21 protein-coding genes are annotated in these 26874 nt (G+C 49.8%); 13 read left to right on the top strand and 8 right to left on the bottom strand.

Annotated features, from left to right (window positions below; translation table 11 throughout):
- Positions 1 to 155: 155 nt before the first annotated feature.
- Both IOQ59_RS05435 and IOQ59_RS05440 read right to left on the bottom strand, forming a co-directional pair.
- A complete protein-coding gene (locus IOQ59_RS05435) occupies positions 156 to 614 on the bottom strand; it encodes an Lrp/AsnC family transcriptional regulator (protein ID WP_193952256.1) in 459 nt (152 codons plus the stop codon).
- A 119-nt stretch (positions 615 to 733) separates the two neighbouring features.
- The gene (locus IOQ59_RS05440) at positions 734 to 1216 is read right to left on the bottom strand and encodes a GNAT family N-acetyltransferase (RefSeq protein WP_193952257.1); all 483 of its coding nucleotides are present in this window, start codon (positions 1214 to 1216) and stop codon (positions 734 to 736) included.
- A gap of 97 nt (positions 1217 to 1313) precedes the next feature.
- On the opposite strand from IOQ59_RS05440, the gene IOQ59_RS05445 reads away from it, so the two are divergent.
- Positions 1314 to 2006 (top strand): pseudouridine synthase, encoded by a 693-nt coding sequence (locus IOQ59_RS05445; RefSeq protein WP_193952258.1) that lies wholly within the window; start codon positions 1314 to 1316, stop codon positions 2004 to 2006.
- Between the two features lie 186 nt (positions 2007 to 2192).
- On the opposite strand, the gene IOQ59_RS05450 is transcribed toward IOQ59_RS05445, so the two are convergent.
- A complete protein-coding gene (locus tag IOQ59_RS05450; RefSeq protein ID WP_193952259.1) occupies positions 2193 to 2393 on the bottom strand; it encodes a cold-shock protein in 201 nt (66 codons plus the stop codon).
- 300 nt (positions 2394 to 2693) lie between these two features.
- A complete protein-coding gene (locus IOQ59_RS05455) occupies positions 2694 to 3305 on the bottom strand; it encodes a riboflavin synthase subunit alpha (protein ID WP_193952260.1) in 612 nt (203 codons plus the stop codon).
- 83 nt (positions 3306 to 3388) lie between these two features.
- Between IOQ59_RS05455 and IOQ59_RS05460 the strand changes: the two genes are divergently transcribed.
- Complete coding sequence (locus tag IOQ59_RS05460) at positions 3389 to 4279, top strand: TIGR01777 family oxidoreductase (RefSeq protein ID WP_193952261.1); 891 nt, start codon at positions 3389 to 3391, stop codon at positions 4277 to 4279.
- 284 nt (positions 4280 to 4563) lie between these two features.
- Here IOQ59_RS05460 and IOQ59_RS05465 read toward each other — a convergent pair whose 3' ends face one another.
- Positions 4564 to 6204 carry a BatD family protein gene (locus IOQ59_RS05465; protein WP_193952262.1) on the bottom strand — a complete coding sequence of 547 codons (1641 nt, stop codon included), beginning with the start codon at positions 6202 to 6204 and terminating at the stop codon, positions 4564 to 4566.
- A gap of 211 nt (positions 6205 to 6415) precedes the next feature.
- Between IOQ59_RS05465 and IOQ59_RS05470 the strand changes: the two genes are divergently transcribed.
- From IOQ59_RS05470 to IOQ59_RS05480, 3 genes are all read left to right on the top strand, one after another.
- Positions 6416 to 11278 (top strand): NAD-glutamate dehydrogenase, encoded by a 4863-nt coding sequence (locus IOQ59_RS05470; protein ID WP_193952263.1) that lies wholly within the window; start codon positions 6416 to 6418, stop codon positions 11276 to 11278.
- Positions 11279 to 11328: 50 nt separating this feature from the next.
- Positions 11329 to 11550 (top strand): DUF2835 domain-containing protein, encoded by a 222-nt coding sequence (locus tag IOQ59_RS05475; protein WP_193952264.1) that lies wholly within the window; start codon positions 11329 to 11331, stop codon positions 11548 to 11550.
- A 97-nt stretch (positions 11551 to 11647) separates the two neighbouring features.
- Positions 11648 to 12673, top strand: a complete 1026-nt coding sequence (locus tag IOQ59_RS05480) for a quinone-dependent dihydroorotate dehydrogenase (RefSeq protein WP_193952265.1) — start codon at positions 11648 to 11650, stop codon at positions 12671 to 12673.
- A 64-nt stretch (positions 12674 to 12737) separates the two neighbouring features.
- On the opposite strand, the gene rmf is transcribed toward IOQ59_RS05480, so the two are convergent.
- On the bottom strand, positions 12738 to 12944 hold the full coding sequence (gene rmf / locus IOQ59_RS05485; RefSeq protein WP_193952266.1) for a ribosome modulation factor: 207 nt from the start codon (positions 12942 to 12944) through the stop codon (positions 12738 to 12740).
- A 333-nt stretch (positions 12945 to 13277) separates the two neighbouring features.
- Between rmf and rlmKL the strand changes: the two genes are divergently transcribed.
- Both rlmKL and IOQ59_RS05495 read left to right on the top strand, forming a co-directional pair.
- Positions 13278 to 15431 (top strand): bifunctional 23S rRNA (guanine(2069)-N(7))-methyltransferase RlmK/23S rRNA (guanine(2445)-N(2))-methyltransferase RlmL, encoded by a 2154-nt coding sequence (rlmKL, locus tag IOQ59_RS05490; RefSeq protein ID WP_193952267.1) that lies wholly within the window; start codon positions 13278 to 13280, stop codon positions 15429 to 15431.
- Positions 15432 to 15698: 267 nt separating this feature from the next.
- Positions 15699 to 16907 carry an ammonium transporter gene (locus IOQ59_RS05495; RefSeq protein WP_193952268.1) on the top strand — a complete coding sequence of 403 codons (1209 nt, stop codon included), beginning with the start codon at positions 15699 to 15701 and terminating at the stop codon, positions 16905 to 16907.
- A gap of 67 nt (positions 16908 to 16974) precedes the next feature.
- Here the strand turns inward: IOQ59_RS05495 and IOQ59_RS05500 are convergent, their stop codons facing one another.
- Together IOQ59_RS05500 and gltA are read right to left on the bottom strand one after the other, a co-directional pair.
- A complete protein-coding gene (locus IOQ59_RS05500) occupies positions 16975 to 17334 on the bottom strand; it encodes a hypothetical protein (RefSeq protein ID WP_193952269.1) in 360 nt (119 codons plus the stop codon).
- 176 nt (positions 17335 to 17510) lie between these two features.
- Positions 17511 to 18788, bottom strand: a complete 1278-nt coding sequence (gene gltA, locus IOQ59_RS05505) for a citrate synthase (protein ID WP_193952270.1) — start codon at positions 18786 to 18788, stop codon at positions 17511 to 17513.
- Positions 18789 to 19260: 472 nt separating this feature from the next.
- Between gltA and sdhC the strand changes: the two genes are divergently transcribed.
- The 6 genes from sdhC (at position 19261) to odhB (ending at position 26836) form a co-directional block, all read left to right on the top strand.
- Positions 19261 to 19638, top strand: a complete 378-nt coding sequence (sdhC, locus tag IOQ59_RS05510; RefSeq protein ID WP_193952271.1) for a succinate dehydrogenase, cytochrome b556 subunit — start codon at positions 19261 to 19263, stop codon at positions 19636 to 19638.
- Positions 19632 to 19979, top strand: a complete 348-nt coding sequence (gene sdhD, locus IOQ59_RS05515; RefSeq protein WP_193952272.1) for a succinate dehydrogenase, hydrophobic membrane anchor protein — start codon at positions 19632 to 19634, stop codon at positions 19977 to 19979. The genes sdhC and sdhD overlap by 7 nt, the downstream gene beginning before the upstream one ends.
- Positions 19980 to 19982: 3 nt before the next feature.
- Positions 19983 to 21755: a succinate dehydrogenase flavoprotein subunit gene (gene sdhA, locus IOQ59_RS05520; RefSeq protein ID WP_193952273.1), complete on the top strand. Its 1773-nt coding sequence runs from the start codon at positions 19983 to 19985 to the stop codon at positions 21753 to 21755.
- Between the two features lie 12 nt (positions 21756 to 21767).
- Complete coding sequence (locus tag IOQ59_RS05525; RefSeq protein WP_193952274.1) at positions 21768 to 22472, top strand: succinate dehydrogenase iron-sulfur subunit; 705 nt, start codon at positions 21768 to 21770, stop codon at positions 22470 to 22472.
- A gap of 273 nt (positions 22473 to 22745) precedes the next feature.
- Positions 22746 to 25580, top strand: a complete 2835-nt coding sequence (locus IOQ59_RS05530) for a 2-oxoglutarate dehydrogenase E1 component (RefSeq protein WP_193952275.1) — start codon at positions 22746 to 22748, stop codon at positions 25578 to 25580.
- A gap of 50 nt (positions 25581 to 25630) precedes the next feature.
- Positions 25631 to 26836, top strand: coding sequence for a 2-oxoglutarate dehydrogenase complex dihydrolipoyllysine-residue succinyltransferase (odhB, locus tag IOQ59_RS05535; protein WP_193952276.1), 1206 nt, complete (start codon positions 25631 to 25633; stop codon positions 26834 to 26836).
- The last annotated feature ends 38 nt before the right edge of the window (positions 26837 to 26874 follow it).

Genomic DNA, 26874 nt, shown 5'->3' on the forward strand with positions numbered 1-26874 from the left:
TGGACAGAAGATGCGTGAATTGTTCTATGGTTGGAATTTTATTTCTTTTTTAGGAAAAAGTTGGAATTATTTTTCTTGTCTTTTTGGGCGCAAAGTAATCCCTGCCTTTGATCGTAAAAGTGATCAGGCGATGAGATTAGGGTATATCGAGAGGTTTAGAGTGGAAGCGCGGTGGTGGACTTTTTCTGGTTTAAGACAAAGCTGGTGTTCATCGAGCGGATATCGGTCTGACGTAAAAGCTCGCGATTGATATAAGTTTCGTAGGCTTCCATGCTGCCGCAAGCGATTTTCAGCAGATAATCGTATTCGCCGCTGACTGAGCAACATTCTAAGATTTGGGCGCTGGAGCGGACAAAAGCGTCGAAGCGCTCTGATGATTCCGGGCGGTGATCGTTCAGAGATACCTGAGCATAAGCGAGAACAGGCACGCCAATCTCTTTAGGTGCTAATAGCGCTACATACTCTTTTATAACGCCAACCTCTTCAAGACGCTTTACCCGACGCCAACAAGGGGAGGGTGAAAGGCCTACTTTTTCAGCAAGCTCTTGGTTCGACAAACGAGCATCTTTTTGTAATTGATCAAGAATTGCCAGGTCGAGTGGGTCGAGTTTCATGGGTATTTTATTTCTCTGAATATCTAAATGGAGCAACATTCTTCTGTCGTGGTTGGATTGTAATGCTTTTTTCCCAGCAGGTCTGTGTCAAAAGTGCGTTCAGGATCAAGGAGAGGGATCTATTTCAACGTTTTGCTGGCAATAACTTCGTACGCTGTGAACTGTTCTCTTTGCCAAAATGCAGCGGCTGTTGGGTTATCACTGTCCCATGCGACTTGGAGGCACTGGGCCCCCATTGCCTTCAACTGTGTTTCGGCAGCTTGTAAAAGTGCGGATGCTATACCGTGGCGACGCAAGTCCGGTTCAACCCAAAGAGAATACAGAACGGCTATCTTGGGCAATGCGACCGCTGGCTTTTCATAAACATACGCTGACAACGTCCCTACTAGCCCGTTTTCCGTTTCGGCGACCAGCGAGATCGCGGTTTCTGACGTAATACTATGAGTGACTAAATTTTCAGTACGTTGTTTCACTTCATCCTGCAGATCGCCGCCGAAAGGTTGCTGCTTTTTGCTGGCGTCTAGTTTTAGCCAAAGCAAACAGATCGACTCAATTTCACTTTCAAGCGCCGGTCGGATGGAAAATGTTTGAGGGGTAAGCATCTTTCAGGGGCACCTTATCAACGGAAGATGCGTTTTATTGTATCTGAAGTGCTGCTGTATGGGCGGTCTAATGGTGAACTCTGGCATAATAGCGCCCATGCGACTGGATAGATTTCTTACACAACAAACCCGAGAGAGCGGCAAAGCGGTGCGCCAATGGCTGTTGGCCGGGCGTGTGCAGGTCAACGAACAAGTGTGCCGGGACGGCTCGCTGCAGGTTGAACCGATGCAGAAGATCAGCCTGGATGAGCGGGTTTTACAGGACCAGGCGGCCCGTTACTACATGCTGCATAAACCGCAAGGAGTGGTGAGTGCAACGGTCGATGAGAAACACGAGACGGTGCTGGATCTGATGCCGCCTGCATTACGAGCTGATCTGCATATTGCGGGGCGGTTAGATCTGAACACCACGGGCTTGATGCTCATTACCAATGACGGGCGTTGGTCTCGTAAAGTGACCCAGCCGGAAACGCGTATTCCAAAGGTTTATCTGGTTGAAACAGAAGATAAGATAGAAGCGGAATATGCTGATGTGTTTCGTCGTGGTATCTATTTCGCGTATGAAGATCTAACCACGCTACCTGCTCAACTTGAAATCCTTTCTGACCACCGGGCCAAACTCACGTTGTATGAAGGACGTTATCATCAGGTGAAGCGAATGTTTGGATTCTTTGACAATAAAGTGATTGGTTTACATCGGGAACGGATCGGTGCCCTAGAAATAGATGCTCAATTAAACGCGGGTGATTATCGGTCGCTGACAAATAACGAAGTGAAGCTTTTTTTGTGAGCGGATAAGCGTAGAAATTTTACGTAACGTATGAATATACGTAACAGTACATTTGATGCTTAGAGGGTTCGGAAGCGATACGAAGTGGAAGAACTTGAAAGGTATTTCTTTATGAAGCAATCGTGCGGGAAATACAGATCAGGACGACCAGGCAAGTCGCCCTGATAATATACTACAGTATAAAAATTATGCTGCAGTTACGTTCTCAGCCTGTGGACCTTTAGGACCCTGAGCAACGGTGAATTCTACTTTCTGGCCTTCCTGCAGAGAGCGGAAACCTTCAGACTGGATAGCAGTGTGGTGAACAAATACGTCTGGACCCTGCTCCTGCTGAATGAAACCGAAACCTTTCTCGTCGTTAAACCATTTTACGATGCCAGTAGCCATGATTAGTCTTACCTTCTTGTTACGTTTTGAAATTAAAGCCTTTTTTCTTTTATTAAGGCCTGAGTGCTAAGAAATCGTGGTGTTACTAATGAGGCTCTGACGAGGTATTCCAGTGGGTACATCGTAGTCGGGCACACGAACACTGCCGAAATTTCAAGCCAAATCAGTATACGCCATTAAGATCAAGTCGCAACTTTAATTACACAGAAATTTTCAAATAATCTTGACGCTATAACAAACCGTGGTTAAGGATTTATGACCTGGGTTTGTGACCAAGAATGCTTTGTATTTCCGTCTAGTTTAATGTGAATGCTGTTGCATATAACGCTCAACGGTTTCGACAACCGCTTGGGTATGAGGGTCCACTTCCAGATTAACCAAATCACCAACCTGAGCGTCTCCGAAGACCGTAAGAGAGAGCGTTTCCGGGATCAGGTAAACGTTAAAACGCTGATCTTTAACTTCTCCGATTGTCAGGCTACAGCCATTTAATGCGACGAATCCTTTTGGCAAAATATACTTCAGCCATTGTTCACTGACTTCAAACCAAAGGATGCAGTTGTTCTCTGGGCGCTCAATCTTGCATATGGAGACCTGATCGTGAATATGACCTGAGAGTAGGTGACCCCCAATCTCATCGCCAAAACGCGCTGCACGCTCAAAGTTAACCAGAGCTCCAACAGATAACTGGCCGAGGTTGGTGACTTTCAGCGTTTCCATAATCAGATCAAAGCTGACTAGGTTGCCGTTAAAGGCTGTGACGGTCAGGCACGTGCCATTGACCGCAATACTGGCACCCAGCTGGAGGTTGTTTGCGTGCTCTGGTGGCAGTTCCAGCTGCAAACGCATGAATTGATCCTGCTTTTCGATGGATCGGATGGTGGCTTTACCCTGAACAATGCCAGTAAACATGTTTTATTTCTCTCAAACTACAGATCTGACGACTAAAATCTAACGTAAGCGTATCAGGTTAACGCGATTCAAGGGAGTGTGCGATGAACGTGCTTATTACCGGGGGGACCGGTTTTATTGGTCAGGCATTTATCAAATGGCGTCAACCACATGGAGTTAACTTTACCTGTATAACCCGCAATCCGAAAAAAGCGCATAAGCTATTTGGAGGCTCTGTCAGGGCAGTGACTTCACTGATGGAGGTTGATGGTGAAAAGTTCGATGCCGTGATCAATCTGTGTGGTGAACCCATTGCAGATCGCCGTTGGAGTGAAAAACGTAAACAGTTGCTGCGTTATAGCAGATTGACGATGACGCATGCGTTAGTGGATTGGATGGCAATGTCCGACAATAAGCCGGGCGTGTTTATCAGTGGATCGGCCATCGGTTACTACGGCACGCATGCCAGCGATGATCTTCTGGTTGAGGCCAGTGCTGTCCGTCAGGGCTTTACCCATTCTCTGTGTGCTGATTGGGAAGAAGAAGCGATGCGGGCCGCTGATCTGGGCGTGCGGGTCTGCCTGCTGCGCACAGGCGTTGTACTTGGCAACGGTGGGGCATTGAAAAAAATGCTGCCGGCGTTTCGTATGGGATTGGGTGGACCGATCGGTCACGGCAAACAGTGGATGTCATGGATCCATCTGCAGGATGAGTTGAGAGCAATCGATTTTTTACTGCGGCATCAGACCTTGCAGGGGGCTTTTAATCTGACTGCGCCTGAAGCAAGTCAGAATCGATCTTTCGCGCAGTCTTTGGGGCAGGCTTTAAAGCGTCCGGCAAAATTACCGTTACCGCCGTTTGTGATTGAGTTGATGCTGGGTGATGGCGCGGAGCTGTTACTCGAAGGGCAGCGTGTTTATCCACAACGTTTGATGCAGGCGGGTTTTGAATTTAAGTATCCTGAACTGGATGAGGCGCTGGCGGATATATTTTAAGGAAGGTGCGAATTAAGTCCCGTCAGTGCTCTGCAAGCACTTAAGCCTGTAGATGCAAGGCGCTGTTTGCAGTTAATGGCCTTAGTCCTTAACAAGAACAGCAACATCGCAGATGCAGGCTTAAGGGCTTGCCCGGCGGGGCTTTCGGGAAAGTTTTCACTCGATGTCAGCACTTTTTGTAAGGTCTAGACACAGTGTGCCCCTTGGGGATTACGGCAAAGCGCTTCCTTGATTGTGAACTTTCCCGAAAGCCAGAGCGCCTACGGGACTTGTTCACATTTTCCCTAATAGCTGCCGTAGAGCTTACGTTCACGGATCTTATCCAATGCTTCGATCAGAAGATCGCCTTTCCAGAGGTGTTCTTCGTCGTGGCTAAGATGATGTTCCATATCCATCAGTAACAACTGTAGGGTCTGACTGCCTGAGGCGCGAGCTACATCTTCATTGTTGTAGATTTCATCATCCGGCCATGAGTGTTGCGCCCATTCCAGCAGGAGTATCTGGCTCGCCGCGCAATGATTCTGGTCGCATGCCTGAGTCAACTCGCCAAAACTGCTGGCTTCAGCCAGATCGTAGTGCTCGATGTCTTCCACACTGTTTTCCAGCGGCGTGACTTCGGGAGTTTTTTCTTTGCTTTTGCGAATACGATGGAAGGAATATAACCAACCAAGGCTGGAGATCACCGCCAATGCGGTGAGTATCCAAATGAGTAAAGTGCTCTGTCCTTCTGATTGTGGTGTGCTTTCTGCCACTTCTTCGGTATTTGTTGCCGCGACGGCATCACTAAGAACAACCTTCTCATTCTTGTTGGATGTATCTGCGCTGTTGGCGGCTGAGACATTGATTAAACGCGCTGCCAGTGCGACTTCCTTTTCCCGATCCTGACTGACATCCCACCAAGGGATACGTATCTCCTGCAAGGTGATCTCGCCGCGCTCATAGGGAGTGATTGTCAGTTCTTCAGAGCGTGTACTGATAATCCCCTTGTCGGTCATCTGTTCTTCGAGAATAACGTTATCCAGCTGGATGTCGGCCAGCTCGTTTTTAAGTGGGCTGAGTGCGGGCAGCTCGGATGCGATGATACCGTGTGCTTCTAACGTCAGTGTACGTTTAATGGGTTGCCCCATTGTGGTGCTGTTACGCGGTTGCAGGTTATCTTCAAACAGGATCTGAGTTGTGGGCAGCCAGTAGCCCGGTCTTTTTTGATGCGCTTGAGGTAAGACCGCGATCTCAGTGGCATTCTTTTGCAGCGGTTGGTCCAGGCTACGGGGTTTGCCGTCATTATAAGTGATCGGTTCCAGACGAATCAGACCTGTTTGCTGTGGATAAATACCGTAGCGACGTTCTAGGACCTGATAATTCTGACCACGAACGCGGGTGCTAAAGCGTCGGTCTTCGCCCAGTGGTTTGATGACGGCATCTGTCGTCACGGGGTGCGAAAGTCGTGCATCGTCGGGTAGAGGCTGCTTATGAAACAGCTTGACCGTCAGAATAGACTGGCTGTGAAGATAGATTTCATTGGTGTCCAGCTCGGTTTCCAGTATTAACTGACGTGACAAGAGCGGATTGGAACTGCGTTCGTTGGCGAGCACCATTAAAGAGATGGGTAGTGATCTTTCATCACCCACACGGATGGCAGGGATAGAGATCGCGCCCTGCTTTAGGGGGCGCAGTATCACCCGCCAGCGGGTTGTGAAACGGGGCTCACCGCCCGTGTAACTGGATATTGTCATCTGTTTGGAGCCCACAATGCGAAACTGGGCGCTCAGAGCAGACAGGTCAGGATTTTGGCGAACCTTCTGATCGGCCTCGATGGTTAGTTGCAGGGCTTCCCCCAGAGTCAGGGTCTGTACGTTCACCTGAGCATTGACAGCCGCCTGTGTGGGCAGGCTCATCAGGGAGCATAACAGTAACAACTTTCGCATATATAGAGCGTTCCAACGGGCTTCAAATCAGGACCCGACTATTATGGGTAAAGCGCAGGTGCTTATCAAACCGGATTGTTACTGTGGTCCTACTCGCTATAAAAGCGTAGAAATATAGCGGTGCTTGCTGGATATATACGCTAAGTCAGGCTTATATTTTATGAGACAGATGCTGACTCGTTGAACTGGCTACTGCAAGGATGGAATGGATATGCCGCGTTATGATGCTGAGAGTAAGGCTCAACTACTTTTTCAACTGAGCGAAGAGATTAACAGCCGGTTGCCTGAGGAACGGGCCCGTGAGTTAAACGGTTTTATTCGTTTCTATTATGCTTCAGCGTCACCTGTGGATTTCTGTGAATGGCGTCTGGATGATCTCTATGGATCAACGGTAGCCTGTTGGCAGTTTCTGCAACAGCGTAAACCTGATGAAGCGAAAGTCAGGGTGTTTAATCCGGACTATGAGGCTCATGGTTGGCAGTCTACTCATACGGTTGTAGAAGTGCTGCATCAGGATATGCCGTTTATTGTAGATTCTCTCCGTATGGAGCTGAATCAGCGTAACCTGCGAATCCATGCGATTAACAATGCTGTCCTTACCCTCAAACGCGACGAAACCCACCATCTTACCTCCCTGCTAAGCAAAGACAGTCGATCGAAAACCGCACAACGGGAGTGTCTGGTTTCCGTTGAAGTGGATCGCCATACGGACCCAGAGCAACTGGCTGAACTGGAAAGCAGTATTCGCGCGATACTGGAAGATGTTCGTATGGTGGTCGAGGATTTTGAGCCGATGATGGCGCAATGTGATGCGCTGGAGCAGGTGTTTGGTAGCTCGCTGCACGGATTAGATGAAAATAACATCGCCGAAGTTCGGGCATTTATCGGTTGGCTGAAAAATCATTTTACCTTTCTTGGCTATGACGAATTTGAGTTGGTCGAAGAGAACGGAGAGAAGCGTCTTGAAGCTATTATGGGCAGTCAGCTCGGGCTCCTGAAATATTGTGATGAGCACTGCCGCGAGACACTGGTGAATGAAGGCAATCGGGATGCGGGGGAGTTCGTTTTGATCCCCGATATCCTCTCCTTTTCGAAATCGCCAACCAAATCAAAAGTGCATCGTCCGACTTACCCCGATTACATCAGTCTTAAGCGTTTCGATAAGAAAGGTAAGTTGGTGGGGGAGGCGCGTTTTCTGGGGTTATACACCTCAAATGTCTATATCCAGAGTTCTCGGATGATTCCGGTGATTCGCCATAAGGTTGATCAGGTCATGGAACGCTCTGGTCTGCATTCACAAGGGCATGACTGGAAGGAGCTGTTACAGATTCTGGAGATCTATCCGCGAGATGACCTGTTCCAGATTGGGGTTGAAGAGCTAGTCGATACGGCGATGGGGATTTTGCAGATCCATGAACGCCGTCAGATCAGGGTGTTTTTGAGGCGTGATCATTTCGGACAGTTCTTCTCGTGTTTAGTGTACGCCCCCCGTGATGTATACAGCACCGAGTTTCGCCTGGCCGTCGAAGGTATTCTCTGTCGTGAGCTCGGCTGCAATCAGGTGGAATTTAATACCTACTTCTCTGAATCGATATTGGCACGCACCCAATACATTCTCCGCAGTGGTGAAGAAGTTAAAGCGGATATTGATGTATTGGCGCTGGAAGACATGATCCGTGAGGCGGCACGTAGTTGGGGGGATCATCTTTATGATGCGCTGGTGGAGTCGATGGGAGAGGAGAATGGTATAGCTGCGTTTCATCGCTATGGTGATACCTTCCCGAACAGCTATCGATCTGACTTTCTTCCCCGTACCGCGGTTGTTGATATCGGCCATATGATGACGCTGAGTCACGAGAGGCCACTTGCGTTCAGCTTCTATCGTGCGCTGGAAAAAGATCAGGATACCCTCAACTTCAAGTTATTTAACTTGGGGAGTTCGCTGCCGTTATCGGATGTTTTACCGATCATGGAGAAGCTGGGCTTACGTGTCATCGATGAGCATCCCTATCGGATGATTCTGAAGAACGTGGAGATCTGGGTTCATGACTTCAATTTGATCTATACCGGCAAAGCTAGAATTAGCTTTGATGAAGGAAAGGAGCTGTTCGAAGATGCGTTTCTGAATATCTGGAACGGCAACGCGGAAAGTGATGAATTTAACCGTCTGGTATTACCGGCTCAGCTAGGCTGGCGTGAAGTGAACATTCTGCGTGCATACAGTGCGTATATGAAACAGATCCGGTTCAACATCAGTAGTGAAGGGGTCAGTGCCGCCCTGAATAATCAGGTCAGTATCACCGGAAAGTTGGTAGCGCTATTCGAAGCACGGTTTGATCCGAGTGAACATAGTGAAGAGCGTCAGAATCAGTTAGAAGCAGACATCTTATCGGCGCTAGAGGAGGTGCCGAGCCTGAATGAAGATCGTGTCATTCGACAATACCTAGCCTTGATTAAAGCAACCCAGAGAACCAATTATTACCAGCTGAAAAAGGGGCACTTGAAGCATTATTACGCCTTCAAACTGATGCCTGAGCAGATTCCGAATATCCCGTTGCCACGGCCAATGTTTGAGATCTTTGTGTTTGCGCCGTGGATGGAGGGCGTGCATTTGCGTGGCGGTCGGGTGGCGCGTGGCGGGCTGCGTTGGTCTGATCGTTATGATGACTATCGCACTGAAGTGCTGGGTTTGGTCAAAGCGCAACAAGTCAAAAATGCAGTGATTGTACCCGTGGGGGCAAAAGGGGGCTTTGTCGCGAAGCATCTGAACCCGGATATGGATCGTAAGGCATGGCAGGAGGAGGGGGTTCGTTGTTACGAGACCTTCATTCGAGGGTTATTGGACATCACGGACAACCTAAAAGAGGGTGAGGTGTTACGTCCGATTGATGTCGTGGTGCATGACGACGATGATAGTTATCTGGTTGTTGCGGCTGATAAGGGCACGGCGACATTCTCGGACATCGCCAATCGTATTTCCGAAGAGTATGAATTTTGGCTGGGAGATGCTTTTGCGTCCGGTGGTAGCCAGGGCTATGACCATAAGGCCATGGGTATTACCGCCAAAGGTGCCTGGGTGTCGGTTGAACGGCACTTTCGTGAGATTGGCATCAATACCGACAAAGACGATTTTACGGTGGTGGGTATTGGGGATATGGCGGGAGACGTGTTTGGTAACGGTATGTTGCTGTCGAAACACATTCGTCTGGTGGCGGCATTTAACCATATGCACATTTTTATCGATCCCAACCCGGATGCCGCACGAAGCTGGAAAGAACGTCAGCGGCTGTTTGATCTGCCGCGCTCCAGCTGGAGTGATTACAACACCAAATTGATCTCTGCGGGAGGAGGGATTTTCTCGCGCGAGACAAAAGCAATCAAACTTAGCGACGAAGTGAAGTCCCTCACAGGATTAACCGAGAAAAGTGTAACCCCGGCCGAGCTGATCTCTGCGTTGATGGCTGCACCGGTTGATCTGATCTGGAACGGTGGCATCGGCACCTATGTTAAAGCGCAGAGTGAAAGCCACTCCGATGTGGGGGATAAAGCCAACGATGGCTTACGTATTAATGCTAACCAGCTGCGCTGCAGAGTGATTGGCGAGGGCGGCAATCTGGGGATGACACAGCTGGCACGTATTGAATATGCGTTAGCGGGCGGCTGCATGAATACTGACTTTATCGATAATGCCGGTGGTGTGGATTGTTCTGACCACGAGGTAAACATCAAGATACTGTTAAATCAGATCGTATCCGATGGTGACTTAACGGATAAGCAGCGTAACCGGTTGTTGGAAGATATGACCGAGTCGGTCGCTGAACTGGTGTTAAAGAACAACTATCGTCAGGTACAAGCGATCAGTATGGCCCAGGCACGTTCGTATGGAGGTATGGCGGAGTATCGTCGGTTTATCTCGACACTGGAACAGGACGGTAAGCTGAACCGTGCATTGGAATTTATCCCAGAAGACGATGAATTAGCCGAGCGTAAGAGTGCCGGGCAGGGCTTGACCCGGCCAGAGATGTCGGTGCTGATCTCCTACAGCAAAGCGGATCTGAAAGAAGCGTTAATCAAAGCACGCGTGGCAGATGATCCCTACCTGTCACGAGAGCTGGAAACCGCTTTTCCTGCGGTACTGGCTGAGCAATATATGCCTCAAATGCAGCAGCATCGTCTGCGCCGGGAGATCGTTGCCACACAGATTACGAATCATATCGTAAACCTGATGGGGATTAATTTTGTTGATCGCCTGCGTGCATCCACCGGCGCAGATGATGCGGCGATTGCACGGGCTTATGTGCTGGCGCGGGATATTCTGGATCTCGGGCGGGTCTGGGCGCAGATCGAAGCACTGGATTTTAAGGTGGCGGCGAATATCCAGATCCAGATGATGAATGACTTACAGCATCTGGCACGGCGCACAACACGCTGGTTTGTGCGCAATCGTCGATCAGAATTGAACTGTAGCGATGAGGCCCAGTTATTTACTGCGCAGCTTGGCAAGGTTAGCAAGAAGTTAGGTGAGCTGTTGTGCGGCGAGCCTAAGGTGATCTGGGATCAGGCGTATCAACGATATCTGGATGCGGGTGTGCCGCAACGTTTGGCAGAACAGGTTGCGGGGGCGCGGAGTTTATACAGTGCGTTGGGAATTATTGAAGTGGCTCGTGAAACCCGTATCGGTGTTGAAACAGTGGCTCACGCCTATTTTGAACTGGGGGAGCGTTTGGGGTTGCAATGGTTCGCACGCCAGCTGAACGAGCTGGAGGTGGACAACTACTGGCAGGCGCTGGCCCGTGAGGCATTTCGCGATGACATGGACTGGCAGCAGCGTGCCTTGATTTCAAACGTATTGGGATATTATCGTCGTGGTCGCTCCATGCCGGATGTCGTGGCTCAGTGGGCCGATACCAATGCCGTGCATGTACAGCGTTGGCAAAATGTTCTGACTGAGTTAAAAAGTGCGGAACGAGAAGAATATGCGATGTACACTGTCGCGGTTCGTGAACTCTTTGATCTGGCTAAAAACAGCGAGTTTAGCGAATCCACTGAAACAGAATATAACGCGATAGAGTAATAAGGCTGGTGGCAATATTTTTGTCGCCAGTGATACAGTTAAGTACAGAAATGAATGAAATAGTTTTTGATCTTCATTTGCCCGCAGAGGAATATCTGCGGGTGTATCAAGGCAGTGCCCGTGATGTTGTAACCCAGGCGCTGGACGGTCGGCGGGTGCGTTTTCCTGCGCACATTCTAAAACCCTATCTTCTGCATCATGGAATTTCAGGTCGGTTCCGGATCAGTTTTGATCGTAACGGGCGCTTTCAGAAGATTGAAAAACTGGCGTAACTCTGGGTTCCCGATGGCACTGCCCTGTTAAAAAAGGGCTGGGTCGCCTATAATCTGCGGCAAATTTTTCCAATGCAGAATACGCCGAGTACCCCGCATGCTATATCCTCTCGCTCGATCCCTGATGTTCCGCTTTGATCCAGAAACGTCCCATGAAGTGGCGTTGCACACCATGAACATCGCATCTGATCTTGGTTTCCACAAATTGATGGGGGCTGCTGAGCTTAGCGATCCGGTTGAAGTCATGGGATTGTCCTTTCCTAACCGTGTGGGTTTGGCAGCTGGTCTGGATAAAAACGGTATCGCCGTTGATGGTCTGGCCGCGATGGGATTTGGCTTTGTTGAGGTGGGCACTGTGACACCTCGCCCTCAGGCCGGTAATCCAAAGCCGCGTTTGTTCCGTCTTCCTGAGCAGAATGCGATTATTAACCGCATGGGCTTTAATAACGACGGTGTTGATCATCTGCTGAAAAATCTGCAGAAGAGTACGTATAAAGGCATTCTGGGTATCAATATTGGTAAGAACAAAGATACTCCGAACGAAAAAGCCAATGATGATTACCTGTACTGCATGCGCAAAGTGTATGACCGCGCGTCTTATATCACCGTTAACGTTTCGTCTCCAAATACTCCGGGGCTGCGCACGCTGCAATACGGCGAGTCGTTGAACAGCCTACTGGATGCACTGAAATCTGAGCAGGTGCGTCAGGCAAAACTGCATGATCGTTATGTACCGATCGCGGTAAAAATTGCGCCGGATATGGAAGAGGAAGAGTTCGAGCTAGTTGCTTCTTCTTTGAAAGCATATGAGATGGACGCGGTTATTGCGACCAACACAACGCTGTCGCGTGAAGGAGTCGAAGGCTCTCCGTTTGCACAGGAAGCCGGTGGTCTTTCGGGCGCTCCAGTGCGTAATAAGTCGACCCGTGCAATTCGTGTTTTAGCGAATGCTCTGGATGGTGCGCTGCCTATTATTGGAGTGGGTGGTATTACCGAAGGCTTTGATGCGGCAGAGAAGATCGAGGCGGGTGCAAGTCTGGTTCAGATCTACTCCGGCTTTATCTACCACGGACCGCAGCTTGTTACCGATTCTGTACGCGCTATTCAGGCTCTAAAAGGTTAATTGAGCGCTATACGAAAGAAGCTCCCTTGGTGGGGAGCTTCTCGAAATTAGTATGCCGAAGCTGTTAATGAAGTGACGGATTCATCTGAATCGAGGATACGCCTGTTTGGCCGCCCCAGTGGGCTTCACGGCCTTCGCGCCAGCCGCTCATCCAGTGGCTACGCAGTTCGATAGTGCTAACAGGGCAAAAGTCCCGGGACTTACCATCTAGACCTGCCTTAAAACCACGGTTGAAAAGGGAAGAGGTACGATCTCGTTTCTGTCTCTTCATCTGTTGGAGCCTCTCTGTTTAATTAATCTTGTGTTGAGAGCAGATACCAGAGACTTGGTATCCTTTGCTTATCTGTGACGCAATCTTTAAATGTGCGCTTCACAGAACTATATTCATATCGAAAAAACCGGCGCTTTACGATTTAAATTAGCTATCTTGTTACGGTGTTGTAATAAAAATAACCCGAGCGCTAGTGCAAAAACTGAACGTATTCATCAGCTTAACAAAGGGTGTCAGACACTCATTTAAGCATGAATAGTTTTATAGAATTATTGATTAGTATTGAACTGAATTCAGCTTATCTCTGAAAACTTACGTAGGTATATGACAACCATGAACTTTTTTCTCACCTGCCCAAAAGGGGTTGAGTTGCTGCTGGAAGAGGAGTTGCACGCCCTGGGGATTGATGAAACCCGGCAGACGGTGGCGGGTGTTTATTTTCAGGGAGAGCTGGAAGACGCCTACCGCGTATGTTTGTGGTCGCGCTTGGCTAACCGGGTATTGATGTCATTGCATCAGTTTGAGGTTGAGACTGCAGAGCAGCTTTACGCGGGCGTGCAAGAGATCAACTGGTTAGAGCACATGCGTCCAGAGGGCAGTCTGACGATTGACTTTAATGGGCGGACTGACGGAATTAACAATACTCATTTTGGTGCGTTAAAAACCAAAGATGCGATTGTTGATCAAATTCGCGCCCAGACCGGTCGTCGCCCGATGGTTGAGCGGCAGACGCCTGATATCCGGGTCAATGTCCATATTCAGAGAGGCGTTGCTACGCTGAGCCTGGATCTGTCTGGCGACAGTCTGCACCGTCGTGCATACCGCTTGCGGGCGGGTGAAGCGCCGCTAAAAGAGAACCTGGCGGCTGCGCTACTGATTCGTTGCGGCTGGCCTGCGGCCGCTGCCGAGCGCCCGTTGCTGGTGGACCCTATGTGTGGTTCAGGAACGTTGCTTATCGAAGCAGTCATGATGGCGGCTGATATCGCTCCTGGCTTGCATCGTCGTTACTACGGTTTCAATCGTTGGCTGCAGCACAAACGTGATATCTGGCAGTCGTTGATACAGGATGCCGAAGCGCGCAGAGATGCCGGCTTGATGGCGTTGACGACTAAGTTTGCAGGCCGGGACATGGACTCTAAAGTGTTGCGGACGGCAAAAGATAACGCAGCACGTGCGGGTGTTGATGCGTTCATTGAGTTTCGCACGGGGCGTATCGAGGATATGCAGCGTGTCGATTTGCCAGAAGCGGCAACGGGCCTGATGCTGACCAACCCGCCGTATGGGGAACGTTTGGGTGAAGAATCCCAGTTGATGTTCCTGTATCGTCATTTGGGCGATCTGCTTAAGCGACAGTTCCCTGGATGGCAGGCGGCGATTTTTACCGGCAATCCTGAGCTATGCAAAGTGATGGGGCTGCGTGCAGATAAACAGTACAAATTCTTCAACGGTGCGATAGAAAGCCGTTTGTTTATATACGGTATTTCCGACAAAGTTGAAGAGAAGTCTGTAGCAGCTGAAGCGCAAGCTGAGCCCGCAGAGCTCAGCGAAGGCGCACAGATGTTTGCAAACCGTTTGCGTAAGAACCTGAAGCAGATGTCTAAGTGGGTCAGGCGCGAAAATATTCAGTGTTATCGCGTATACGATGCGGATATTCCTGAATATCAGGTGGCTGTGGATATCTACGGTGATCAGGTACATCTGCAAGAATACGCACCACCAAAGAAAGTGGATAAGGTTAAGTCCTTCACCCGTCTGAATGAGGTCATGGCAGCGTTACCTGTTGTGCTGGATATGCCAGCAGAGCGTATTACGTTAAAACAGCGTAAGCGTCAGCAGGGTACGTCTCAGTACGAGAAGCAATCCCAGACCCAGCACTTCTTCGAAGTCAGCGAACACGGCTGTCGTTTGCTGGTGAATCTGAAAGATTATCTCGATACAGGGTTGTTCCTCGATCATCGTCCGGTGCGGCAGCGTATTCAGCAGGAAGCGCAGGGTAAAGATGTGCTGAATCTCTTCTGTTATACAGGCACTGCATCGGTTCATGCTGCTGTTGGCGGTGCAAAATCGACGACCAGTGTGGATATGTCGTCTACTTATCTGAACTGGGCTGAGCGTAACCTGGAGCTGAATGGCTTCAAAGGTAAGGCGCATAGCTTTATTCGCTCAGACTGTTTTAAGTGGCTGCATAGCCAGTTCAAGCCGGAGTACGATCTGATCTTTATGGATCCTCCGACGTTTTCCAACTCCAAGAAGATGTCTAACGTACTTGATGTTCAGCGTGATCATGTAGAGCTGGTCGAAGCTGCGATGGGGTTATTGCGTCCGGGTGGCAAGCTGATTTTCTCCAATAACTATCGTCGGTTTAAGCTCGATTACGATGCTTTGAGTGATTTCCAGGTTCGGGATATCACACAACAAACGCTGGATCCTGACTTTAAGCGTAACCAGCGTATTCATGTCTGCTTTGAGATCACTCGCCCCGAGTGATCTCTTTTGGCACATTCTCTGCATATATAGCCGGTTAACTGTGCCCTGTTTTCGCATCAGCATTGTGATGGTATGCACTTTATTGGCGCTTCCTTCATGGAGGGCCCCGAAATCCAACGGTTTCAGGGTGACCCGAAGTAGCGCAACCAAAGGACGCTGATGCAAAAGCAGGGCATTGATAACTAAAATAACGCACTAAAATGGTGCCTGGTTGTTTGATCGGGCTAGTTAATGGTGCATAAGGTCATATACAAGCAGGAGTTAACAGTGGAAAACGTTAACAGTGCCGTTGAAACACTCGTTCAGAGTTCCAATACGCTCTTCATACTGATGGGCGCCATCATGGTGTTTGCCATGCATGCCGGTTTTGCCTTTCTTGAGGTGGGAACCGTACGCCATAAGAACCAGGTGAATGCGCTGGTTAAAATCATGACTGATTTTGGCGTGTCTGCGATCGCTTATTTCTTTATCGGTTACTGGATTGCATACGATGTGACGTTCTTCCAGGATGCAGCAACGCTGGCTGAGGGGAATGGTTACCAGTTAGTTAAGTTCTTCTTTTTAATGACCTTTGCAGCAGCGATTCCGGCTATCGTCTCCGGTGGTATTGCGGAGCGTGCTAAGTTCTGGCCGGTTCTTTTGGCGTCAGCGCTGACAGTGGCGTTTGTATACCCATTCTTTGAGGGCATGATCTGGAACGGGAACTATGGTTTTCAGGCATGGCTTGAAAGCTCGTTTGGTGCCGGATTTCATGACTTTGCAGGTTCTGTTGTTGTGCACGGTGTGGGCGGTTGGATTGCACTTGCAGCGGTCCTGCTATTGGGTATCCGTAAAGGTCGTTACCGTGGTGGAAAGTTGGTGGCGTTCCCGCCATCCAATATTCCGTTTCTGGCGCTGGGTGCCTGGATTCTGTCTATCGGCTGGTTTGGTTTCAACGTAATGTCTGCGCAAACACTGGATGGTATTTCTGGTCTGGTGGCTGTGAATACGTTAATGGCGATGGTAGGCGGTATTGTGACCGCGTTGATCGTTGGGCGTAATGACCCGGGTTTCATCCATAACGGCCCACTGGCGGGGCTTGTGGCGGTCTGTGCCGGCTCTGATGTAATGCACCCAATTGGTGCGTTAGTGGTGGGTGGTATTGCCGGTGTGATCTTTGTCTGGTTGTTTACCATTCAGCAGAACAAGTGGAAAATCGATGATGTGTTGGGTGTGTGGCCGTTGCACGGATTGTGTGGTGCCTGGGGTGGTATTGCTGCGGGAATCTTTGGCAGCGAGGCGCTTGGTGGTCTGGGTGGTGTAAGTCTGGCTTCTCAGGTGATTGGTACTGTAGCGGGTGTTGCTGTTGCTCTGGTGGGTGGCTTCATCGTTTATGGTGTAATCAAGGCCCTTATGGGTTTGCGTTTGGATGAAGAGCAGGAATACAACGGTGCTGACCTGAGTATCCATAAGATCGAATCTACATTCGTTGATTGATACGTAACACTGCTCCACAAAAAAGCCGACGTGAGTGTCGGCTTTTTTGTGTCTGAAATATGGTTCTCTACATTTTAAGATGTAGCGAGTGTGAGTGTTCCTTGGGGGAGCGGTTTCGATGTCTGATAATGAGCAATCCAAGCCCCAGAGTAATGGCTGCACAGCCTGCGTAGTGTAGCGTACTGGCTTCCGTGTGGCTTTGTAGGAGAATTCCAATAAGGATGTAGATAAATGGGATCGCTTCGTAGAGCGGTTCTGGTAGCAAAGAGGCTTCATGCCAGGGCAAATATCGATGGGGGTTCAGTGGTGTATGTAGTGCATCTGCGCGGCGGTTTTTGGAGCGCATGATCCAGATGGCTGATCCGCTACTGTAGAGAATGCCACCGGAAATCGCCTGCAGAAGATCGGTGGGGAAAATAATATTCATAGCCCCAAATACAAGGCAGAAATAAGGCAAAGACTCATAGAGAGGCTTGGGTAGCACGGGTGAAGATCTCCATACAATATACAGGCATATAAACGAGCCGTAAGTGTAGGAGAGAATTTCAAAAAAGCACAAAAAAGCCACCGCAAGGGTGGCTTTTTTTGATGCAACGCAGCGTTTTATTCAGGATAGTCGCGTTTGCTTGGGCCAGTGTAAAGCTGACGTGGGCGACCGATCTTGTTCGGGCTGCTGTGGAACTCGTTCCAGTGGGAGATCCAGCCGATAGTACGGGACAGCGCGAAGATCACTGTAAACATTGTGGTTGGGATACCAATTGCTTTCAGGATGATGCCGGAGTAGAAGTCTACATTCGGGTACAGTTTACGCTGTACGAAGTATTCATCTTCCAGTGCGATCTGTTCCAGACGTTTGGCAATTTTCAGCAACGGATCGTCGTCGATACCCAGTTCGTGCAGTACTTCGTCACAGGTTTTCTTCATGACTTTAGCGCGAGGGTCGAAGTTGCGGTAGACGCGGTGACCGAAGCCCATCAGGCGGAAAGAATCGTTAGGATCCTTCGCGCGTGCTACGAACTCTTCAATCTTAGATTCGTCACCAATCTCTTCAAGCATCGTCAGTACAGCTTCGTTGGCACCACCGTGTGCAGGGCCCCAAAGAGCAGCGATACCGGAAGCGATACATGCGAATGGGTTGGCACCGGAGGAGCCAGCCAGACGGACAGTGGATGTAGAAGCGTTCTGCTCGTGATCTGCGTGAAGCAGGAAGATCTTATCCATAGCTTTCGCCAGAACCGGGCTAGGCTTGTACTCAGCGCAAGGCGTACCGAACATCATGTGCAGGAAGTTTTCTGCATAGCTCAGATCGTTACGAGGGTACTGGAACGGCTGACCGATGGAGTACTTGTAGCACATTGCCGCAATAGTTGGCATTTTAGCTACCAGACGGTATGCGCAGACTTCACGGTGGTGAGCGTTATCGATGTCCAGGGAATCGTGGTAGAAGGCGGACAGTGCACCTACACAGGCAACCATGATTGCCATCGGGTGAGCATCGCGACGGAAACCATTGAAGAAGTGGTTCATCTGCTCGTGAACCATGGTGTGGTTCTTAACGATGTTGACGAACTTGTCTTTTTCTTCAGGGGTTGGCAGTTCGCCGTTCAGCAGCAAGTAGCACACTTCCAGGTAGTCAGAGTGTTCTGCCAGTTGTTCGATCGGGTAACCGCCGTGTAAGAGCACACCTGCACCACCGTCGATGTATGTGATCTTGGATTCACATGCAGCGGTAGATACGAAACCTGGGTCATAAGTGAAGCGGCCGCTACCAGTCAGTGGGCGTACGTCAACAACGTCGGGGCCTTCTGTGCCTGTATAGACAGGGAGTTCGATTGCTTCATCCAGACCGTCGATGGTCAAACGTGCTTTCTTATCAGCCATTACAGGCTCCTATCATTTTGTTAGTTATATGGACGCCTTAACGCATTAAGACATCTCTTTATTTTGATTTAGGCGACTAAATCAGAATCACTTGTTGGAGTTTGCCCAATATAAAAGGCACACCCAATATAGAGTCTGCGAAGCGTTTGTCAACGCAGACCATGGGTTGCTTTATTGCATCGCAGCAATTCAAGACAAACTTTTAACAATTTTTGTTCTTTTGCTGAATAGGAATTTAGTTGTATTTCAGAGTGGTTAACCCCTGCAGACCTAGACAAAGGGCGTAGAGCGGGAGTGTCGCGTTGTATTGTGGTTACGAAATGCTTATACTCTCGCACCGAAGTTTATGTGCCTTAAAAGCGCTACAAGTGCCGAATTAAAGGGACGTGAGCTTTTTGGACGAGGTACTTATCTTTATAGCACTTCCTAGCAACCATGCCCTGCAAGAGGGCAGCAAAGTGTGACAAGAGCCGTGAATAAGAAAAGACCTGTAAACCTAGATCTGCGAACAATCAAACAGCCGCTTCCGGCGATTACATCCATTCTGCACCGTGCGACCGGCGTAGCACTTTTTGTTGCTGCTGCGTTCATGATGTATGCACTGGGTCTATCCCTGGAATCAGAAGCTGGCTTCAACGAAGCCGTTGAAATGTTCGAGAATGGCTTCCTTGCGAAGCTGATTGCGTGGGGATGTGTATCAGCACTGCTGTATCACTTCTTTGCGGGCATCAAACACCTGGTAATGGATTTCGGACACTGTGAAGAACTGGAAAGTGGCTTGAAAGCTGCTCAGATCACACTGGGTCTGAGCGCTGTAGCAGTCCTTCTGGCGGGAGTATGGATATGGTAACTAGTATTACTAGCTTTGGCCGCAGTGGCCTGTACGACTGGATGATCCAGCGTGTAACTGCTGTCGTTCTTGCTGCTTACACTATTTTTATGATCGGTTATCTGGCATTTGGTGCCGAACTGACATACGAAATGTGGAATTCGCTGTTTGAAGGCACAGCGATGCGCATCTTTACCCTGCTTGCGTTGCTGTCTATGGCTGCACACGTATGGATTGGCCTGTGGTCTGTTTCTACAGATTACATCAAGCCAACTGGATTGCGTTTTCTGTTTCAATCAGGCTCTGGACTAGTGACGTTTATTTACGTCGTTTGGGGCATCCAGATTCTGTGGGGTATCTAAAAGATGTCTAAGCTGCGTACGCTAACTTTCGACGCAATTGTTGTCGGTGGCGGTGGTGCTGGCATGCGAGCTGCACTCCAGCTGGCACAGTCCGGTTTAAACACTGCATGTGTAACCAAGGTCTTCCCGACCCGTTCACACACAGTATCTGCTCAGGGTGGTATTACCTGTGCAATTGCTTCCGCTGATCCAAACGACGATTGGCGCTGGCACATGTACGATACCGTTAAAGGTTCCGACTATATCGGTGACCAGGACGCTATCGAATACATGTGTTCTGTAGGTCCTCAGGCTGTATTTGAGCTGGACCACATGGGCTTGCCATTCTCTCGTACTGAAGCTGGTCGTATCTACCAGCGTCCGTTTGGTGGACAGTCTAAAAACTTTGGTGAGGGCGGTCAGGCTGCTCGTACCTGTGCTGCCGCTGACCGTACTGGTCACGCACTGCTGCACACCCTGTATCAGGGTAACGTTAAAGCCGGCACTACCTTCCTGAACGAATGGTACGCTGTAGATCTGGTGACAAATGCTGACGGTGCAATCGTTGGTTGTATCGCTATCTGCATCGAAACCGGCGAAACCGTATACATCAAAGCGAAGGCAACTGTCCTGGCAACTGGTGGCGCGGGTCGTATCTACTCTTCTACTACCAATGCTCTGATCAATACCGGTGACGGTATGGGCATGTCTCTGCGTGCAGGTGTTCCTGCTCAGGATATGGAGATGTGGCAGTTCCACCCAACCGGTATTGCGGGTGCGGGTGTTCTGGTAACAGAGGGTTGTCGTGGTGAAGGTGGTTACCTGATCAACAAAGACGGCGAGCGTTTCATGGAGCGTTATGCTCCTAACGCGAAGGATCTGGCAGGTCGTGACGTGGTAGCACGTTCTATGATTCTGGAGATTCTGGATGGCCGTGGTTGTGGTGAAGAGGGTGATCACGTATTCCTGAAGCTGGATCACCTGGGCGAAGAAGTATTGCACTCTCGTCTGCCAGGTATCTGTGAACTGTCTAAGACGTTTGCAGCAACTGATCCGGTTAAAGCGCCAATCCCAGTTGTACCAACTTGTCATTACCAGATGGGTGGTGTTGCTACCAACATCGGTGGTCAGGCGATTGCGCCGGACGCTGATGGCAACGATCAGATCGTTGAAGGTCTGTTTGCTTGTGGTGAAGTTGCCTGTGTATCTGTACACGGTGCTAACCGTCTGGGTGGTAACTCCCTGCTTGACCTGGTTGTATTCGGTCGTGCGGCAGGTATCCAGATTGAGAAGCAGCTGCAGGAAGGTTATGAGAACACCGACGCGACAGACGAAGATCTGGAACGTGCGATGGCTCGCCTGAACAAGCTGAACAACTCTACCAGTGGTGAAAGTGTTTCTGCTGTTCGTAAAGAACTTCAGGACACCATGCAGCTGTACTTCGGTGTATTCCGTGACGGCGATAGCATGCAGAAAGGTCTGGAGCTGCTGAAAGGTATTCGCGCTAAAGTTGATAACTTGCATCTGGAAGATAAGAGCCAGGCGTTCAATACTGCGCGTATTGAAGCTCTGGAACTTCAGAACCTGATGGAAGTTGCTGAAGCAACTGCGATTGCAGCTGAAGTCCGTAAGGAATCTCGTGGTGCTCACGCACGTAACGATTTCACCGAGCGTGATGACGAGAACTGGCTGTGCCACTCCATGTACTTCCCGGGTGAAAAACGTATCGGTAAGCGTGCGGTTAACTTCGCACCTAAAACCATGGATGCGTTCCCGCCTAAAATTCGTACATACTAAGGAGTTGTTATCATGCTGGTAAGTGTATATCGCTATAATCCTGAGACTGATGACAAGCCTTACATGCAGGATATCCATATCGATATCCCTGGTGGTAAGGACATCATGGTGCTGGATCTCCTTCAGCTTCTGAAGGACAAAGATCCGTCTCTGGCATACCGTCGCTCCTGCCGTGAAGGTGTTTGTGGTTCCGATGGTCTGAACATGAACGGCCTGAACGGTCTGGCTTGTATCACTCCGCTGTCCGCAGTGGTAGAGAACGACAAGCTTGTGCTGCGTCCGTTGCCGGGTCTGCCGGTTATTCGTGACGTTGTTGTAGACATGACTCAGTTCTACAAAGCGTACGAGAAGATTAAGCCGTTCCTGATCAATGATACGCCGGCACCGGCGATCGAGCGTCTGCAGTCTCCGGAAGAACGTGCTGAGCTGGACGGTCTGTACGAGTGTATTCTCTGTGCATGCTGTTCAACGTCTTGCCCGTCTTTCTGGTGGAATCCAGACAAGTTCATTGGCCCATCGGGCCTGCTGCAGGCATACCGCTTCCTAGCGGATAGCCGAGACACCGCAACGCGCGAGCGTCTGGCTGATTTGGATGACCCTTTTAGTGTCTTCCGCTGCCACGGCATCATGAACTGTGTGAATGTTTGTCCTAAAGGTCTTAACCCGACCAAGGCAATCGGTAAGATTCGCAACATGCTCATTCAGCAAGCGACCTAATAAAAAGCGGTGCCCTAGGGCACCGCTTTTTTTTGTTCTTTTTGTGCTGAATGAGAAAGACTAATTGTCCGATTAGAAAAAAATGACAATTCGGTGATATTCACACAAAGAATTATTTAAAGCTTCCTGTGAAAAGCTATAGAATAGCAACCGCCAAGCACAGGGACGCCTGTGGTGGCAGAGTAAATATACGGTAACGTCAAAGAGGGGCAGGCTGGACAGCGAATCGGCTGGTAAAGCTTAGCAAAGCCCCCTGAGCCAGGGTGATCAAGAATGCAAGAAGGCATCATGGAGTTGATGTGGAAAAATGCGCACCTTTACGGTGGCAACCTTTCCTACATCGAACAACTGTACGAAACCTACCTGATGGATCCAAGTGCTGTTCCACAAGAATGGCGTGAAGAATTCGATCGTTTACCTAAAGTGGGTGACAACCTTACACAGGATGTTCCGCACTCAACTATCCAGGAACATTTCCTGTACCTCGCTAAAAACCAGAAACGCGCTGCACCAGCTGCTGTCAGTTCTGTTAGCTCAGAACATGAGAAGAAGCAGGTTCGCGTTCTGCGAATGATCAACGCATATCGCGTACGTGGTCATCAGGTAGCAACCATTGACCCGCTGGGTTTGCTGGAGCGTGAAGACGTTCCTGATTTGGATCCTCGCTTCCATGAACTGTCTGAAGCCGATTACGACACAGTCTTCCAGCTCGGTTCCCTGTTCTTCGGTCCAGAAGAAGCGCCGCTAAAAGATATTCTGGCTGACCTGAAGAAGACATATTGTGGCACCGTCGGTGCAGAATATATGCACATCGTTGACACTCAGGAAAAACGCTGGATTCAGTCCCGACTGGAACCAAGTCGTTCCCACCCTGTGGTTGAGCCTGAGAAGAAAATGATGGTTCTTGAGCGCCTGACGGCTGCTGAAGGTCTGGAAAAATATCTGGGTTCCCGCTACGCCGGTGCTAAGCGCTTCGGTCTGGAAGGCGGCGAATCCATGATTGTCTGCCTGAACTCTTTGATTCAGCGTGCAGGCAAGCAGGGTACTAAAGAAGTTGTGATCGGCATGGCCCACCGTGGTCGTCTGAACACGCTGGTGAATATCTTTGGTAAGAACCCGGCTGAGCTGTTTGGTGAGTTTGAAGGTAAGAAAATGGTGGAAACGTCCGGTGACGTTAAGTACCACCAAGGTTTCTCTTCCAACGTAATGACCGCTGACGGTGAGGTTCATTTGGCGATGGCGTTTAACCCATCCCACTTGGAAATCTCAGCGCCGGTTGTTGAAGGTTCTGTACGTGCTCGTCAGGATCGACGTGATGATGCGGTAGGTACAACGGTACTGCCAGTCAACATCCACGGTGATCAGGCATTTGCTGGTCAGGGTGTGGTGATGGAGACATTCCAGATGTCTCAGACCCGTGCTTACAAAACCGGCGGTACAATCCACCTTGTTATCAACAACCAGGTTGGTTTTACCACCAACAAAAAAGAAGACTCCCGCTCTTCTGAGTACTGTACTGATGTCGCGAAGATGGTGTCTGCACCAATCTTCCACGTAAACGGAGACGATCCGGAAGCGGTACGCTTTGTGACTCAGCTGGCGGTAGACTATCGTAACGAATTCAAAAAAGACGTTGTTATCGATCTGGTTTGCTACCGTCGTCGTGGCCATAACGAGGCGGATGAACCATCCGGTACTCAGCCACTGATGTACGCTCAAATCAAGAAACAGAAAACAACGCGTGAGCTGTATGCCCAGCAGATGATCAGCGAAGGTGTTATCACCGCTGAACAGAGCAAGGCGATGGAGAAAGACTACCGTTCTGCACTGGAAAACGGTGAGCACGTAGTACAGTCTCTTGTGCAGCAGCCAAACGAAGAGCTCTTCGTTGATTGGCGTCCATACCTTGGCCATAAGTGGGTCTTTGACCACGAAACCGGTGTTGACCTTAAGCTCCTGCAAGAGTTGGGTAACAAGCTGTGTGACGTGCCAGACGGATTCACTGTGCAGCGTCAGGTTCAGAAAATCATTGATGACCGTAAGCGTATGGCTGCGGGTGCAATGGCCCTGAACTGGGGTATGGCAGAATCGTTGGCATACGCTTCTATTCTGGCAGAAGGCCACCCGGTACGTATTACCGGTCAGGATGTTGGTCGAGGCACGTTCTCCCACCGTCATGCGGTTCTTCACAACCAGAAAGATGCAGAAACACATACGCCTCTGGAAAACTTATCTCCAGAACAGCCGCGTCTGACATTGCATGATTCCTACTTGTCTGAAGAAGCGGTACTTGCATTCGAGTATGGTTATGCAACGACTACACCTAATGCATTGGTAATCTGGGAAGCTCAGTTCGGCGATTTCGCTAACGGTGCTCAGGTTGTTATTGACCAGTTTATTACAAGTGGCGAGCAGAAATGGCAGCGCCTGTGTGGCCTGACTATGCTTCTGCCTCATGGCTTTGAAGGTCAGGGGCCAGAGCACTCTTCTGCACGTCTGGAACGTTATCTCCAGCTGTGTGCTGAACACAACATTCAGGTGTGTGTTCCTACAACTCCGGCTCAGATCTTCCACTTGCTGCGTCGTCAGGTCGTTCGACCTCTGCGTAAGCCTTTGGTTGTTATGTCGCCGAAAAGTCTGTTGCGTCACAAGCAGGCAACCTCGACTCTGGAAGAGTTGGCTGAAGGCACGATGTTCAAGCCAGTGATTGCTGAGACTGATCAGCAGGATCCGAGCAAGGTTAAGCGTGTTGTTCTGTGTAGCGGTAAGGTCTACTACGACCTGTATAACCGTCGTGCAGAGCTGGAAAAAGATGATGTTGCCATCATTCGTATCGAACAGCTGTATCCATTCCCTGAGAAGGATCTGGCGCGTGCGCTTGGTGAGTACACAAATCTGGAGTCTGTGGTTTGGTGTCAGGAAGAGCCAATGAACCAAGGCGCCTGGTACTGCAGTCAGCATCACATGCGTTCGATTCTGCACGCTCAGAATCCTAATCTGCACCTTGAAGGTGTAGGTCGTCCGCACGCAGCGGCACCTGCTGTAGGTTACGTATCTGTACACCTTGAGCAGCAAGAAAAACTGGTTAACGAAGCAATCAACGGTTGATCAGGTGATCGAAAGTAATCACCTGACGGAGCAACGGTAAAGGAAATAACATGTCCATCGAAATTAAAGCGCCGACTTTCCCTGAATCAGTAGCAGACGGTACTGTTGCAACCTGGCACAAGCAGCCAGGTGAAGCGTGTTCTGCGGACGAGCTGATTGTAGATATCGAAACAGACAAAGTAGTACTGGAAGTAGTAGCACCTGAAGACGGTGTTGTTGCAGAGATCCTGAAAGGCGAAGGCGACACCGTACTGAGCGAAGAAGTACTGGCAACCTTCACAGCAGGCGCAGCGGGTGCAGCAGCACCTGCCGCTGCAGCAGAAGCAGCGCCAGCAGGCGATGCGGATAAAGTTGGTCCAGCGGCACGTAAGCTGATCGACGAAAACGGTCTGGATGCTTCTGCGATCCCAGGTACCGGCAAAAACGGCGGCATCACTAAGGAAGACGTTCAGAACTTCCTGAAAAACAAGCCAGCAGCACCTGCAGCAGCACCTGCAGCAGCGGCACCTGCAGCTTCCGCAACTGCAGCGGCACTGAACATCGTAACCGGTGAGCGCGTTGAAAAACGTGTGCCTATGACACGTCTGCGTGCCACTATCGCTAAACGTCTGGTTGAAGCACAGCAGAACGCTGCAATGCTGACCACGTACAACGAAGTGAACATGAAGCCGGTTATGGAACTGCGTAAGCAGTACAAAGACCTGTTCGAAAAAACCCACAACGGTACGCGTCTGGGCTTCATGTCCTTCTTCGTGAAAGCTGCGACTGAAGCACTGAAGAAATTCCCAGCGGTTAACGCATCTATCGACGGCAACGACATGGTTTACCACGGTTACCAGGATATCGGTGTCGCAGTATCTACCGATCGTGGCCTGATGGTTCCGGTTCTGCGTGATACAGATGCAATGAGCCTGGCAGATGTTGAATCGACAATTGCTGACTTCGGTAAGCGTGGTCGTGAAGGTAAGCTGGGTCTGGACGATATGCAGGGCGGTACTTTCACCATCACTAACGGTGGTGTATTCGGTTCCCTGATGTCGACACCTATCCTGAACCCGCCTCAGACTGCAATCATGGGTATGCACAAGATCCAGGAGCGCCCAATGGCGGTCAACGGTCAGGTTGAAATCCTGCCGATGATGTACCTGGCCCTGTCTTACGACCACCGTATGATTGACGGTAAGGAAGCTGTACAATTCCTCGTGACTATTAAAGACCTTCTGGAAGATCCTGCACGTATGCTGCTGGAAGTCTAAGTCAGCCCAAAACTATAACGAGTGAATTGATAGGATAG

This window comes from Pontibacterium sinense (assembly GCF_015209595.1).
GTDB classification, from domain to species: domain Bacteria; phylum Pseudomonadota; class Gammaproteobacteria; order Pseudomonadales; family Balneatricaceae; genus Pontibacterium; species Pontibacterium sinense.

What these genes read in the sequence shown, in the direction of transcription:
- rmf (WP_193952266.1), bottom strand. Translation starts at nt 12,944, where the DNA reads ATGAAGAGACAGAAACGAGATCGTACCTCTTCCCTTTTCAACCGTGGT.
- IOQ59_RS05500 (WP_193952269.1), bottom strand. Translation starts at nt 17,334, where the DNA reads ATGAATATTATTTTCCCCACCGATCTTCTGCAGGCGATTTCCGGTGGC.
- IOQ59_RS05475 (WP_193952264.1), top strand. Translation starts at nt 11,329, where the DNA reads ATGAATGAAATAGTTTTTGATCTTCATTTGCCCGCAGAGGAATATCTG.
- IOQ59_RS05440 (WP_193952257.1), bottom strand. Translation starts at nt 1,216, where the DNA reads ATGCTTACCCCTCAAACATTTTCCATCCGACCGGCGCTTGAAAGTGAA.
- odhB (WP_193952276.1), top strand. Translation starts at nt 25,631, where the DNA reads ATGTCCATCGAAATTAAAGCGCCGACTTTCCCTGAATCAGTAGCAGAC.
- IOQ59_RS05530 (WP_193952275.1), top strand. Translation starts at nt 22,746, where the DNA reads ATGCAAGAAGGCATCATGGAGTTGATGTGGAAAAATGCGCACCTTTAC.
- IOQ59_RS05525 (WP_193952274.1), top strand. Translation starts at nt 21,768, where the DNA reads ATGCTGGTAAGTGTATATCGCTATAATCCTGAGACTGATGACAAGCCT.
- IOQ59_RS05445 (WP_193952258.1), top strand. Translation starts at nt 1,314, where the DNA reads ATGCGACTGGATAGATTTCTTACACAACAAACCCGAGAGAGCGGCAAA.
- IOQ59_RS05465 (WP_193952262.1), bottom strand. Translation starts at nt 6,204, where the DNA reads ATGCGAAAGTTGTTACTGTTATGCTCCCTGATGAGCCTGCCCACACAG.
- IOQ59_RS05450 (WP_193952259.1), bottom strand. Translation starts at nt 2,393, where the DNA reads ATGGCTACTGGCATCGTAAAATGGTTTAACGACGAGAAAGGTTTCGGT.
- IOQ59_RS05455 (WP_193952260.1), bottom strand. Translation starts at nt 3,305, where the DNA reads ATGTTTACTGGCATTGTTCAGGGTAAAGCCACCATCCGATCCATCGAA.
- gltA (WP_193952270.1), bottom strand. Translation starts at nt 18,788, where the DNA reads ATGGCTGATAAGAAAGCACGTTTGACCATCGACGGTCTGGATGAAGCA.
- IOQ59_RS05480 (WP_193952265.1), top strand. Translation starts at nt 11,648, where the DNA reads ATGCTATATCCTCTCGCTCGATCCCTGATGTTCCGCTTTGATCCAGAA.
- IOQ59_RS05435 (WP_193952256.1), bottom strand. Translation starts at nt 614, where the DNA reads ATGAAACTCGACCCACTCGACCTGGCAATTCTTGATCAATTACAAAAA.
- IOQ59_RS05460 (WP_193952261.1), top strand. Translation starts at nt 3,389, where the DNA reads ATGAACGTGCTTATTACCGGGGGGACCGGTTTTATTGGTCAGGCATTT.
- sdhA (WP_193952273.1), top strand. Translation starts at nt 19,983, where the DNA reads ATGTCTAAGCTGCGTACGCTAACTTTCGACGCAATTGTTGTCGGTGGC.
- sdhD (WP_193952272.1), top strand. Translation starts at nt 19,632, where the DNA reads ATGGTAACTAGTATTACTAGCTTTGGCCGCAGTGGCCTGTACGACTGG.
- rlmKL (WP_193952267.1), top strand. Translation starts at nt 13,278, where the DNA reads ATGAACTTTTTTCTCACCTGCCCAAAAGGGGTTGAGTTGCTGCTGGAA.
- IOQ59_RS05470 (WP_193952263.1), top strand. Translation starts at nt 6,416, where the DNA reads ATGCCGCGTTATGATGCTGAGAGTAAGGCTCAACTACTTTTTCAACTG.